10 protein-coding genes are annotated in these 13,330 nt (G+C 72.4%); 7 read left to right on the top strand and 3 right to left on the bottom strand.

Annotation, left to right across the window (positions count from 1 at the left end; all coding sequences use genetic code 11):
* Window positions 1–74: 74 nt before the first annotated feature.
* Entirely contained in the window at window positions 75–875 is an 801-nt protein-coding gene (locus AB0M70_RS13835; RefSeq protein WP_365819745.1) for a DNA-formamidopyrimidine glycosylase family protein, read from the bottom strand.
* Window positions 876–1,242: 367 nt separating this feature from the next.
* Entirely contained in the window at window positions 1,243–5,937 is a 4,695-nt protein-coding gene (locus tag AB0M70_RS13830; protein WP_365819743.1) for an ATP-dependent helicase, read from the bottom strand.
* A gap of 80 nt (window positions 5,938–6,017) precedes the next feature.
* Here AB0M70_RS13830 and AB0M70_RS13825 point away from each other — a divergent pair, with 80 nt between their 5' ends.
* The 4 genes from AB0M70_RS13825 to AB0M70_RS13810 are packed head-to-tail and all read left to right on the top strand — an operon-like array spanning window position 6,018 to window position 9,278.
* Window positions 6,018–6,911, top strand: a complete 894-nt coding sequence (locus AB0M70_RS13825) for an AraC family transcriptional regulator (protein WP_365819741.1) — start codon at window positions 6,018–6,020, stop codon at window positions 6,909–6,911.
* A gap of 20 nt (window positions 6,912–6,931) precedes the next feature.
* A complete protein-coding gene (locus tag AB0M70_RS13820; protein ID WP_365819739.1) occupies window positions 6,932–7,720 on the top strand; it encodes an AzlC family ABC transporter permease in 789 nt (262 codons plus the stop codon).
* A complete protein-coding gene (locus tag AB0M70_RS13815; protein WP_365819737.1) occupies window positions 7,717–8,025 on the top strand; it encodes an AzlD domain-containing protein in 309 nt (102 codons plus the stop codon). Before AB0M70_RS13820 ends, AB0M70_RS13815 begins: the two co-directional genes overlap by 4 nt.
* Window positions 8,026–8,078: 53 nt before the next feature.
* Window positions 8,079–9,278: a helix-turn-helix domain-containing protein gene (locus AB0M70_RS13810; protein ID WP_365819735.1), complete on the top strand. Its 1,200-nt coding sequence runs from the start codon at window positions 8,079–8,081 to the stop codon at window positions 9,276–9,278.
* On the opposite strand, the gene AB0M70_RS13805 is transcribed toward AB0M70_RS13810, so the two are convergent.
* Window positions 9,249–10,202, bottom strand: coding sequence for a hypothetical protein (locus AB0M70_RS13805; protein ID WP_365819733.1), 954 nt, complete (start codon window positions 10,200–10,202; stop codon window positions 9,249–9,251). The two genes, AB0M70_RS13810 and AB0M70_RS13805, sit on opposite strands and share 30 nt — an antisense overlap.
* A gap of 79 nt (window positions 10,203–10,281) precedes the next feature.
* Between AB0M70_RS13805 and AB0M70_RS13800 the strand changes: the two genes are divergently transcribed.
* From AB0M70_RS13800 to recA, 3 genes are all read left to right on the top strand, one after another.
* Window positions 10,282–10,476, top strand: coding sequence for a DUF3046 domain-containing protein (locus tag AB0M70_RS13800; protein WP_363210012.1), 195 nt, complete (start codon window positions 10,282–10,284; stop codon window positions 10,474–10,476).
* A gap of 105 nt (window positions 10,477–10,581) precedes the next feature.
* Window positions 10,582–11,910 carry an AI-2E family transporter gene (locus tag AB0M70_RS13795; protein WP_365819731.1) on the top strand — a complete coding sequence of 443 codons (1,329 nt, stop codon included), beginning with the start codon at window positions 10,582–10,584 and terminating at the stop codon, window positions 11,908–11,910.
* 292 nt (window positions 11,911–12,202) lie between these two features.
* Window positions 12,203–13,330, top strand: coding sequence for a recombinase RecA (gene recA / locus AB0M70_RS13790; protein WP_365819729.1), 1,128 nt, complete (start codon window positions 12,203–12,205; stop codon window positions 13,328–13,330).

The following is a 13,330-nucleotide window of genomic DNA, read 5'->3' as shown; positions in this document are numbered from 1 at the left end:
GGATCTGACGGGGCGTCAACTGGTGGGGCGGGGTGGGTTGATGGTGCCGGGTCAGGGGGGGGAGGGGGCGGGGGTCAGGATGTGGGGCCCTGTTGGCAGGACGGGCACCAGTACGTGGGGCGGCTGCGGGAGCCGTCGCCCTGCTCTCCCAGGCGGATGGGGGTGCCGCAGCGCAGGCAGGGGCGGGGGGCGCGGCCGTACACGTAAAGGCGCTGGCCCGCGCGGTCGTGGCCGGTGGTGGTGCGCGACGGGCGGTTGCGGTTGGCTTCCAGGAGTTTCTTGGCGAGGGCGGGGACGCGGGAGACCGTCTCGGCGGGGAGTTCGCCTACGGGCAGCCAGGGCGTGACGCCCAGGAGGAAGCCCATCTCGCACTTGTAGACGTTGCCGATGCCCGCGAGATTGCGCTGGTCGAGCAGGGCCTCGCCGAGGGCGCGCTCGGGCGTCGCGAGGAGGTTGGCGAGGGCTTTCTCGGGGTCCCAGTCGGAGCCCAGGAGGTCGGGACCGAGATGGCCCACGGCCTTGTCCTCGTCGGCGGTGCGGAGAAGTTCGAGCACGGGGAGGCGGTACCCCACAGCCGTGCGCTCGGCGTTGCCCAGGATCGCCCTGATCTGGTGGTTGGGGCCGCCTCTCCAGCGCTCACCGGGGGCGTACACCTTCCAGGAGCCGTCCATGCGGAGGTGGGAGTGCAGGGTGAGCCCGCCCTCGAAGCGGGTGAGGAGGTGCTTGCCGCGCGGGGTGACGTCCAGGACGGTGCGCCCGGTGAGGTCGACGGTCGCGAGCTTCGGTACGCGGAAGTCGGAGCGCGTGACGGTGTGCCCGGCGAGGGCGGTGTGCAGTCGCCGGGCTGCCTGGTGGACGGTGTCGCCTTCGGGCATGAGATCCAGGGTTGCATGTCGGGGGCGGGGTGGGGGTGCGGTGAGGGCCAGGCGGGGGTGGGCGGTGTGAGGGGGCGAGGTGTAGGGGGCTGGGCGTGGTGGTGCGGGTGGCTGGTGCCGTCCTGGGGTGCGCCGGCTCGGCGGCACCGGCGCCCCTGACTAGTGGCTGTGTTCCGCGGTGCCTGCCGTGGAAGAGGATGCAGGGCACGGCACGGCCCCACTCCTCCCCCTCCAGGAGCGAGGGCAGCCGCTGGGCGGTCCCCGGGGCGGCGAAGAGCAGCTCGGCAGGCGCATGCTCGACCGTTTGTGGGAGGAGGGCCACGGGCCAGGCTCGGGCCCCGTCGCCGCGCACCGCGGCCGCATGTCCCTACGCGCGCAGCCGTAGGCCCCGTGGGGTGGCGTGGAAGCCTGCTCCTTCCAGGAGAGGGGCGAAGGGGGAGGTCAGGGAGGAGCCGCCGTTGACACGCTCGACCGTGACGGTGCCGAGTGAACCCGCGCGGGCCGCGGTGGCGAGGGCTTCGGCTGCCGCCTGCAGCCGGGAGTCCTCGGTGGCCGGGGCGTCACCCTGCGGGGTCGCGGGCCAAGCCAGCAAGGTCTTGCCGCCGCGCTCCATGTAGAGGGTCAGTTCGCCGTCGACGAGCACGACCAGGGAGCCTGCCTTCCGGCCTGGCTTGTGCCCCGCGTCGGTCGGCGGATCGGGCCAGGGGAGCGCGGCTCCGTAGGCGTTGGCCGGGTCGGCGGCAGCCAGCACGAGGGCCTGGGCGCCCGAGGGGCGAGGGGAGTAGTTCATGGCGCCCGGGGAACTGTCCGTGCGCTCGAGGGCGTTCGCCGCCGCGCGCAGCCGGTCCACCGCGCCGTCCATGGCGAACTGGGCGGCGCCGAGCCCCTCGACCACATAGCCGCGCCGCGCCTGGCCGCTGTCCTCGAAGGCGGACAGGACGCGGTACGTCGCCGAGAAGCCGCCCTCGACACCCTCGGCCGCGACTGCGCCACGGGTGACCACGCCGTGCCGGTCCAGGAGGGTGCGGGCCAGGGCGTGGGCCCGCAGGGTGGGGTCCGGTTCGTGGGCGGGGAGCAGCGACCAGCGGCCCGCCACGGTCGGCGGGCCCGTACGCGACGACGTGGGGCGGGCGGCGCCGGTCAGCGAGCCGTAGCGACCGCGTGGCATGGTGCGCTTGGCGCGGTGTGCGGTGGAGCCCGCGGTGCGGCCCGAGCCGAGGAGTGAGCGCATCGGGGTGAGGGTGTCGTTCGTGAGCCGTCCGGACCAGGCCAGGTCCCAGATCACGTCGGCCAGTTGCAGCTCGGAGGCCTCGGGGTGGGTCGTCGCCCGGATCTGGTCGGCGATCTGCCGGAAGAAGAGTCCGTACCCCCCGGAGAGCGTGTCGAGGACCGACTGGTGCAGTGCGGTGAGCTCCAGCGGATGAGCCGGCGGCAGGAGCAGAGGCGCGGCGTCGGCCAGATAGAGGGAGACCCAGCCGTCCTTGCCGGGAAGGGATCCTGCCCCGGCCCACACCACCTCGCCGGCGGCGGTGAGTTCGTCGAGCATCGCGGGCGAGTACCCGGAGACGCGGGAGGGCAGGACGAGCTTCTCGAGCGCGGACGCGGGCACGGTCGCGCCCTGCAACTGCTCGATGGCGCGCACCAGTCCGTCCACGCCCCGCAGCCCGTGACCGCTCAAGTGCTGCCACTGGGGCAGGAACTGGGCGAGCGCGGAGGGCGGCACCGGCTCCAGCTCGTGCCGCAGGGCTGCCAGGGAGCGGCGGCGCAGGCGGCGCAGGACGGCCGCGTCGCACCACTCCTGGCCGATGCCCGCCGGGTGGAACTCTCCTTGTACGACACGCTGGTTGGCGGCAAGGCGCTGCAGTGCGCCCTCGGTCACGGCGACGCCGAGGCCGAAGCGGGCCGCCGCCGTCGCCGAGGTGAACGGGCCGTGCGTGCGCGCGTACCGCGCGAGGAGGTCGCCGAGGGGGTCCTTGACGGGTTCGGTGAACGCCTCCGGGACGCCGACCGGCAGCGCGGTGCCCAAGGCGTCGCGCAGCCGGCCCGCGTCCTCGATCGCCGCCCAGTGGTCGGCTCCGGCGATGCGGACGCTGATCGCGCGGCGGGCGGAGGCCAGCTCCTGCGCCCACTCCGGCTCGGCGCCGCGCTCGGCAAGCTCGGCCGCGGTGAGCGGCCCGAGGAGGCGCAGCAGGTCGGCGACGCCTTCGGCGTCCTTGACGCGGCGGTCCTCCGTGCGCCACTGGAGCTCCTGCTCCAATTCCGCGAGGACGTCCGCGTCGAGTAGTTCGCGCAGCTCGGCCTGGCCCAGGAGCTCCGAGAGGAGACGGGAGTCCAGGGAGAGGGCCGCGGCGCGCCGCTCGGCCAGCGGCGAGTCGCCCTCGTACAAGAACTGCGCCACGTAGCCGAACAGGAGCGAGCGGGCGAACGGAGACGGTTCGGGGGTGGTGACCTCGACGAGCCGGACCTTGCGGGACTCGATGTCGCCCATCAGTTCCGTGAGACCGGGGACGTCGAAGACGTCCTGGAGGCACTCCCTGACCGCTTCCAGGACGATGGGGAACGAGCCGAACTCGCTGGCCACCTGGAGCAGTTGTGCCGCGCGCTGGCGCTGCTGCCACAGAGGCGTGCGCTTTCCGGGGCTGCGGCGCGGCAGCAGCAGCGCGCGGGCGGCGCACTCGCGGAAGCGCGAGGCGAACAGGGCCGAGCCGCCCACCTGGTCGGTGACGATCTGATTGACCTCGCCCTTGTCGAAGGCGACGTCCCCGGCCCCTACGGGGGGCTGTTCGCTGTCATACCCCAGGGGCTGGTCGGTGGGCTCCTGATCGAGCAGGTCCAGGCTCATCAGGTCGGCGTCCGGGAGGCGGAGCACGATGCCGTCGTCGGCGTGCATGACCTGGGCGTCCATGCCGTACCGCTCGGTCAGCCGGGAGGCGAGGGCCAGGGCCCAAGGCGCGTGCACCTGAGCGCCGAACGGGGAGTGCACCACCACGCGCCAGTCGCCCAGCTCGTCGCGGAACCGCTCGACCACGATCGTGCGGTCGTCCGGGATGTGGCCGCAGGCCTCGCGCTGCTCGGCGAGGTACGTCAGGACGTTGTCCGCCGCCCAGTCGTCGAGGCCCGCTGCCTGCAGGCGCACGCGCGCGTCGTTGCGTGGCAGGGAGCCGACCTCCCGAAGGAAGGCGCCCAGCGCGCGGCCCAGTTCGAGCGGGCGGCCCAGCTGGTCGCCCTTCCAGAAGGGGAGGCGGCCCGGGACCCCGGGGGCGGGGGAGACGAGTACGCGGTCGCGGGTGATGTCCTCGATGCGCCAGGAGCTCGTGCCGAGCGTGAAGACGTCGCCCACCCGGGACTCGTAGACCATCTCCTCGTCGAGCTCTCCGACGCGGCCCCCGCCCTTCTTGGGGTCGGCGCCGGCCAGGAAGACCCCGAAGAGGCCGCGGTCGGGGATCGTGCCCCCGGAGGTGACCGCGAGGCGCTGCGCCCCGGGGCGGCCGGTGACGGTGCCGGCGACGCGGTCCCAGACCACGCGGGGACGCAACTCCGCGAAGGCGTCCGACGGATAGCGGCCCGCGAGCATGTCCAGGACGGCCGTGAACGCCGACTCCGGGAGCGAGGCGAAGGAGGCGGCCCGGCGAACCAGGGCGAGCAGGTCGTCGACCTGCCAGGTGTCGAGGGAGACCGTCGCGACGAGCTGCTGGGCGAGCACGTCCAGCGGGTTGGCCGGGATGCGCAGCGACTCGATGGAGCCGGTCCGCATCCGCTCGGTGACCACGGCGGCCTGCACCAGGTCACCTCGGTACTTGGGGAAGACGACGCCGGTGGAGACCGCTCCCACCTGGTGCCCCGCCCGGCCGACGCGCTGCAGGCCGGAGGCCACGGAGGGCGGTGACTCGACCTGGATCACCAGGTCGACCGCTCCCATGTCGATGCCGAGCTCCAGGCTGGACGTGGCGACGACGGCCGGCAGACGGCCGGCCTTCAGGTCCTCCTCGACGAGCGCGCGCTGCTCCTTGGAGACCGAACCGTGGTGGGCCCGGGCGAGCAGCGGAGGGGCGCCCTTGGCCGCCCCCGACTCGGCCATCAGCTCCGCGGGGGAGTGGTCCTCGGGGAGGGGCTCTCCCGTCGCGCGTTCGTACGCGATCTCGTTCAGCCTGTTGCACAGGCGCTCCGCGAGGCGGCGGGAGTTGGCGAACACGATGGTGGAGCGGTGCGCCTGGACGAGGTCGGTGATGCGCTCCTCGACATGCGGCCAGATGGAGGGCCGCTCCGCGCCTTGGTCGGAGTCGGCGACCGGGGAGCCGCCCAGCTCCGCGAGGTCCTCGACCGGCACGACCACGGACAGGTCGAACTCCTTGCCGGACGGCGGCTGGACGATCTCCACCCTGCGCTGCGGCGACAGATAGCGCGCCACCTCGTCCACCGGACGGACGGTCGCCGACAGACCGATGCGCCGGGCGGGCCGGGGCAGCAACTCGTCGAGGCGCTCCAGGGAGAGGGCGAGATGGGCGCCGCGCTTGGTCCCGGCGACGGCGTGCACCTCGTCAAGGATCACCGTCTCGATGCCCGCCAGCGCGTCCCGCGCGGCGGAGGTGAGCATCAGGAAGAGCGACTCGGGGGTGGTGATCAGGATGTCCGGCGGGCGCGTGGCCAGGGAGCGGCGCTCGGCGGGCGGGGTGTCGCCCGAACGGATGCCGACCCGGACCTCGGGCTCGGGGAGCCCGAGGCGGACGGACTCCTGGCGGATGCCGGTCAGGGGACTGCGGAGGTTGCGCTCCACGTCGACCGCGAGCGCCTTCAGCGGAGACACGTACAACACGCGGCAGCGCTTCTTGGGGTCGGCGGGCGGCGGCGTCGACGCCAGCTGGTCCAGGGCGGCGAGGAACGCGGCCAGGGTCTTGCCCGAGCCGGTGGGCGCGACGACCAGGACGTCCGAGCCCTCGCCGATGGCCTTCCACGCCCCGGCCTGCGCGGACGTGGGCGCGGAGAAGGCCCCCGTGAACCAGCTGCGGGTCGCGGGGGAGAACCCATCGAGGGCGCCGGAGGCGCTGGATGCGGACCTGACCATGACCCCATCGTGCACCCCGCCACTGACAACGGCGCCGACCTGCGGAAAAGGGTTTGCGTGGCTGCCGCAGAATGGGGGGCATGGCGGGTTCGGCGGAGCAGGCGCGGCACTGGCGGTACGCGGAGCTGCCCGGGGTCGACCTGCTGCGTGCCCACTACATCGACAAGACGTTCGTGCGACACACCCACGAGCACTACGTGATCGCCGCGATCGCCGAGGGCGTCGACGTCTTCCACCACGGCGGCGCCGACCAGCACGCGGGCCCGGGGTCCCTGGCCCTGATCAACCCCGACACGTCGCACACGGGCCGGGCCGGTGCGCCCGAGGGGTGGCGGTACGCGGCGGTCTACCCGCCGCCGGACCTGGTCGCCGCCATCGCGGCGGAGACCACCGCCATTCGGGGGACCCCCGGCTTCATCCGCCCGGTGCTCGAGGACCCGTACGCCGTGACCCTCGTCCACCGGGTGCTGCGAGCCGCCGAGGAGGGCAACGCGCTCGCCGCCGACACGCTCCTGAGGGTGGCCGTGACCCGGCTGCTGCGGCACAACGGAGGGTCCGTGCCCCAGCGTGCCGCGCGCACGGCGGGAGCCAGAATCGCGGCACGCGCGCGTGCCGTCCTGGAGGAGCGGCTGGCCGACCCGCCGAGCCTGGAGCGGCTCGCCACCGATCTCGGAGTCGGCCCGTTCGCCCTGCTGCGGGCCTTCCGGGACGCGTACGGGATGCCTCCGCACGCGTGGCTCACCGACGCGCGTGTGCGCGCCGCACGGCGCCTCCTGGACGCGGGGACGTCACCGGCCGAAGCGGCCGTTGCCGTGGGCTTCACCGACCAGCCGCACCTGAACCGCCACTTCACCCGCACGGTCGGGGTGCCGCCCGGGGCGTACCAGCGCGAGCGCAAGAACGTACAAGACGGGGGATCGGCCCTGCTCGTACCGTCCGGAGTGTGGCAGAACAGACGACACCCGCGGACATAGGCGCAGGCCTTTCAGCAGACATGACAGCCGACCGACCACCGGAGAAACCCGATTCCGCGGTGGTCCGCGACGCCCTCGGCGTGGGGGTCGCCGTCGGACTCTCCGGCTTCGCCTTCGGGGTGACCTCCGCGGGCAGCGGCCTCACCGTGCTGCAGACGTGCGTGCTCAGCCTGCTGGTCTTCACGGGTGCCTCGCAGTTCGCGCTGGTCGGGGCCCTCGCGGGTGGCGGGAACCCCTTCACCGCCGCGGCGGGCGCCTTCTTCCTCGGCGTACGCAACGCGTTCTACGGGCTGCGGCTCTCGCAGTTGCTCGCCCTCCCGCGTGCGGTGCGCCCGTTCGCCGCCCACTGGGTCATCGACGAGACCACCGCCGTCTCGCTCGCCCAGCCGACCAGGCGCGCCGCCCGCATCGGCTTCACCGTCACCGGACTGAGCCTCTACGTGCTGTGGAACCTCACCACGCTCCTCGGGGCGCTCGGTGCCGAGGCCATCGGTGACACCGACGTGTGGGGGCTCGACGCCGCGGGGCCCGCGGTCTTCCTGGCGCTGCTCGCGCCGATGCTGCGTACGACCACGGAGCGCGCGGTCGCGGCGGTCGCCGTCGTCCTGGGGCTCGGTCTGCTGCCCGTGCTGCCCGCGGGGGTGCCGGTCCTGGTGGCCGCGCTCGCCGTGCCGGCGGTGCTCTACGTAGAGGGCCGCAGAGCAACCTCCGCGACGGCCTCCACGCAAGATGCTCGCCCCCACGACACCCAGGCACGCACCGACGCCCCCCAGGCACGCCCCGACGACGCCCAGAAGGAAGACCGTTGAACATCTGGATCGCGATCGGCGTGACCTTCGTCGGCTGCTACCTCGTGAAGCTCGCGGGCCTGCTGGTCCCCGCGGGCGCATTGGAGCGCCCGCTCGTCAAGCGCATGGCCGCCCTGTTGCCCGTGGCGCTCCTGGCCGCGCTCACGGCCCAGCAGGCCTTCGCCGACGGGCGGGTCCTGGAGCTCGACGCCAAGGCCCTGGGGCTCGCGGCGGCGGCCGTGGCGCTGCTGATGCGCGCGCCGTTCCTCGTCGTCATCGGGGCCGCCGTGGCCGTCACCGCGGGCGCGCGGGCGCTCATGGGCTGACCGCGTAATGTGACGCGTCACCACCGCGGCCCCGCCCCCGGAGAGGAGATCCCGTGGCGCTGTCCCCCGAGGCGAAATCGCTCGCGGCGCGCTGCGAGCCCCGGGTCAATGAACTGGCCCGCAGGATGGCCCGTGAGGCGTTCGAGGAGCTCCCCGGGTACGCGGAGCTGCCCGACGACGTGAAGGATCTGGAGATAGCCGCGACCGCACGCCACGGAGTGCGCCTCTTCCTGCGGCGCGTCACCGACCGGCCCGGCAGTCACCGGCTCTTCCGGGAGCGGGCCGCCCAGCGTGCGGAAGAGGGCATGCCGCTGCACCTCTTGCTGCGTACGCATGCTCTGGGGGTGTACGTCCTGTGGCAGGCGTTGCGCGACGAGGCGCGTCCCGGCGAGGAAGCGGCTCTGGTCGAGCTCGTGGACGTGCTCCTGCAGTCGCACCCCTCCATCGTCGGGGCCGTGGCGGAGACCTACCTGGACGAGCGTTCCGCCCTGGAGGCCGAGCAGCGGGCCCAGCGCAGGTCCCTGGTCCGCGGTCTGCTCGACGGCATGGTGCCGCCGGGCCACGTGCTGCTCGACCAACTGAACCTTGCGGGGCCTGTGCTCGTCCTGGCGGTCGGTTTCGACCGGACGCCGACCGAGGGTCCCGTAGCGGTACGGCGGCGCCTGCGCCGGGTGCAGACCGCCCTGGACCACGCCTTCGAGGTGGAGGTGCTCGCCCTCCTGGAGGCCGATGGCGGACGGGTCGTCGTGCCCGACGATCGCCGGCCTCCCGAGGACCTGGCGCGTCGGCTCAGCAAGGCCTGCGACCTGCCCGTACGCGTGGCCGCCGTGGACGCGGCCGGGCCCGAGGCGGTGACCGGCGCGGCGCGCACCGCGACCGAGATACTGCGCGTCACGCGCGCGTGCGGCCTGCCTCCGGGACTGCACCGCATGGAGGACGTGCTCCTCGAGTACCACCTCTCGCGACGCAACGAGAGCAGCCACCTCATCTCCGCCCTGCTCGACCCGGTGGCCGACCGGCCCGAGCTCCTTCAGACGCTGCGCACCCACCTGCGCCATCAGCAGGAGCGCAGGGCGACCGCCGCCGCCCTGGGCCTGCACCCCAACACCGTCGACAACCGCCTCGCGAAGATCGGCGAGCGCACGGGCCTCGACCTGTCGGCGCCGCGCGGCACGGCGCTCGCCATCGCGGCACTCCTCCTGCGGGAGGCCGAGGAGGCCCCGTCAGACGATGGCCCGTCCGTACGCCCGTAGGGTGCGCAGCGCCTCTACGGTGACGATCGGGCGGGCTTCGAGGGCGCTGCCCGGCGCCCACTTGCTCCATCGGACAGGCCAGCCGCCGTCCTCCTGCTGTTCCCGCGCCAGGTGGTCGAGGGAGCGCGTCATCTCCTCGTCGGTGAACCACGCGCGCGCGAGCGACTCGGGGGTCTTGGCGTAGTCGTGCGCGAAGTGGTGCTCACCCGGTGCGTAGCCCGGTGCCACGGGGTAAGCCTCCAACCGCTCGGGGTCGAGCGCCACGAGCCGCTGCTCCCGCGCGATCCTGCCGAGCCGGTCGGCTGCCGCCTGCGCGCGCGGGCGGTCGGGTGCCCCGTCGAGGAAGGCGACGGCCGCCTGGATCTCGTACGGATGGGACTTCTCCAGGGACTCCACCGCGGCCCAGCAGAAGTCGGTGGCCCTGAACAGCCAGGCGTGCCACACCTCGTTGCGGTGCAACAGGCCCACTACGGGGCCGGTGGCGAGTAGTTCGCTCGGCGGATCGTCCACCACAGGAACGAACGGCGCCGAGGGGTACGCGCGTTGGCTGGGATGGATCGCAGGGAGGGCCCCGTCCGACGTCGACACCGACGTCAGATAGCGGCACACGCGCTCCACCCGCTGCCCGCCGCAGCGTCCGATCGAGTCCAGGACGCGCAGCGCGTGCCCGACGTGCAGGGGCTGGCTCACGGGGCCGCGCAGATCCGGTTCGAGCGCGTACCCGTACCCGCCGTCCTCGGTGCCGTACGCGGCAAGCGCGGTATCGACCGCGTCGGCCGGACCGGCTCCGGCGCCGCTCGCGCCGCTCAGGAAGTGGTACGCGAACCGCCGCTGTTCGAGGACGCGCGCGGTGAGCCAGACGAAGTGCTCGGCGCGTGCGACCGGCGAGGACGCGGCGTGCGGGGATGCTCCGGTTTCGGCCATGCACAGACCGTAGGCCGGAAAGCGCCTTCGGAGATCCCCCTGCGCCCGGCTGCACTCTCAAGGGAGCGATACTGAGGTCATGCGGTTGACGATTTTCTGGGAGCGGATGGCGGACCACTTCGGACAGGGGTACGCCGACTCGTTCGCCCGCGATCACGTGATGGCCGAGCTCGGCGGACGCACGGTCCATCAGGCACTGGACGCGGGCTGGGACGCCAAGGACGTCTGGCGCGCCGTGTGCTCGGCCGTGGACGTACCGGCCGAAAAGCGCTGACGGCGGGGCACTTCCACGTCCTCCCTTGTCCCGTCGCTTGCGCCGAGGAGCGCGAAGACGCGGGGGCGGCGGCCGAATGTCGTCGGCGTGGGCGAGACTGGGCCTGTGGCATCGACAGACGAGACCGCGCAGGTCACTCAGGACGTAGCTCCGCTCGGCACGACGCCGCCCGCACAGCCCCCGAACGGGGCGCAGAGCGGGCGAACCGCCGGCATGCCGCGCTGGCTGCCGCGCGCCATGGTGCTCGCCCTCGCGCTCATCGCCTGTTTCCAGCTCGGCAGTTGGGCCTTCCATCAGCTGACCGGGCTGCTGATCAACATCCTGATCGCGTTCTTCCTCGCGCTCGCGGTGGAGCCGGCGGTGAGCTGGATGGCTGCGCGCGGGCTGCGCAGGGGCTTCGCCACCTTCCTGGTCTTCCTCGGTGTCCTGATCGCGAGCGCGGGCTTCATCACGCTCATGGGGTCGATGCTCGCGGGCCAGATCGTGGACATGGTTGAGGACTTCCCCGAGTACCTCGACGACGTCATCAGCTGGATCAACCAGACGTTCCACACGGAGCTGTCCCGGGTCGAGATCCAGGACAGCCTGGTCCACTCGGACTGGCTGCAGAAGTACGTGCAGAACAGCGCCAGCGGCGTCCTGGACGTCTCCGCGCAGGTCCTCGGGGGTCTCTTCCAGCTCCTGACGGTCCTGCTGTTCTCGTTCTACTTCGCGGCCGACGGCCCGCGGCTGCGTCGCGCCCTCTGTTCGGTGCTGCCGCCCGCGCGCCAGGCCGAGGTGCTCCGCGCGTGGGAGATCGCGGTCGACAAGACCGGCGGCTATCTCTACTCGCGCGGTCTGATGGCGCTGATCTCCGGAGTCGCGCACTATGTCCTGCTGCAGGCCCTTGGCGTGCCGTACGCGCCCGTGCTCGCGGTGTGGGTCGGCCTGGTCTCGCAGTTCATCCCGACCATCGGCACGTATCTGGCGGGCGCGCTGCCGATGCTGATCGCCTTCACGGTCGATCCCTGGTACGCGCTGTGGGTGTTGATCTTCGTCGTGGTCTACCAGCAGTTCGAGAACTACGTCCTGCAGCCCAAGCTCACGGCCAAGAGCGTGGACATCCACCCGGCGGTCGCCTTCGGGTCGGTCATCGCGGGCACGGCACTCCTGGGTGCGGTCGGCGCCCTGATCTCCATTCCGGCGATCGCGACCCTGCAGGCCTTCCTGGGCGCGTACGTGAAGCGGTACGACGTCACGGACGACCCGCGCGTCCACGGACACCGGCGCAAGGGCGGGGCGTCCCTCCTCACGCGTATGAGGCGCGCGCTGCGTGGGCCGAACCATCCGGGGGCGAGCTCGGAGGCCGAGGTCGCCGCCGAGGAGGCTTCGGGAGCGAGCCCCGACCCCGCTTCAGGGTCCGGCCCGGAGCCGGGCCCGGGCGAGCGTCGGTAGCGCCGGGAACCGCCCGAGTGCCGGGGTCCGCCCGGCGGACGGTGCCCTTCCGTACTCTCGGTGGGACCCGCGTGGTGCGCTTGACACCAAAATCGAACATCCATTCTTATGGGTTGCCTGGCGGCGTTTTCCCGGGGTTTTCGCGGGGGGATCCCTGGGGCTCCGGCGGATTTCGGCGGGGCGATCGCCTCGAGTTATCCACAGGCCGGACGGGCGTCGGGGCGGATTGTCAGTGGCAGGCGCTAGCGTCATTGACGTGAAGCGATCGACACAAGCAAATCGGGTGGAACCCATGGCAGGAACCGACCGCGAGAAGGCGCTCGAAGCCGCGCTCGCACAGATTGAACGGCAATTCGGCAAGGGCGCAGTGATGCGCATGGGCGAGCGGCCGAACGACCCCATCGAGGTCATCCCCACCGGATCGACCGCCCTCGACGTCGCGCTCGGCGTCGGCGGCATCCCGCGCGGCCGTGTGGTGGAGGTGTACGGACCGGAGTCCTCCGGTAAGACGACGCTGACGCTGCACGCCGTGGCGAACGCACAGCGCGCGGGCGGCGCAGTCGCCTTCGTGGACGCCGAGCACGCACTCGACCCCGAGTACGCGAAGAAGCTGGGCGTCGACATCGACAACCTGATCCTGTCCCAGCCGGACAACGGCGAGCAGGCTCTGGAGATCGTCGACATGCTGGTCCGCTCCGGCGCGCTCGACCTCATCGTCATCGACTCCGTCGCGGCCCTGGTGCCGCGCGCCGAGATCGAGGGTGAGATGGGCGACTCGCACGTGGGTCTGCAGGCCCGTCTGATGAGCCAGGCGCTCCGCAAGATCACCAGCGCGCTCAACCAGTCCAAGACGACGGCGATCTTCATCAACCAGCTCCGCGAGAAGATCGGCGTGATGTTCGGCTCGCCGGAGACCACGACCGGTGGTCGCGCGCTGAAGTTCTACGCCTCGGTGCGCCTCGACATCCGACGCATCGAGACCCTCAAGGACGGCACGGACGCGGTCGGCAACCGCACCCGCGTCAAGGTCGTCAAGAACAAGGTCGCGCCGCCCTTCAAGCAGGCCGAGTTCGACATCCTCTACGGCCAGGGCATCAGCCGCGAGGGCGGCCTGATCGACATGGGCGTGGAGAACGGCTTCGTCCGCAAGGCAGGCGCTTGGTACACGTACGAGGGCGACCAGCTCGGCCAGGGCAAGGAGAACGCCCGCAACTTCCTCAAGGACAACCCCGATCTCGCCAACGAGATCGAGAGGAAGATCAAGGAGAAGCTGGGCGTCGGCGTGAAGCCGAAGGACGAGGAGCCCAAGGACGAGCCGGCCAAGGACGCGGCGGGTGCAGTGGCCGAGGACGCCGCCAAGACCGTGCCCGCTCCGGCGACCAAGGCCACCAAGCCCAAGGCCGCCGCGGCCAAGAGCTGA

The organism is Streptomyces sp. NPDC051214, assembly GCF_040682375.1.
Classification (GTDB): Bacteria; Actinomycetota; Actinomycetes; order Streptomycetales; family Streptomycetaceae; genus Streptomyces.
Note: the sequence above shows the minus strand (reverse complement) of the source record. Positions and strands in the feature narration are given on the sequence as shown.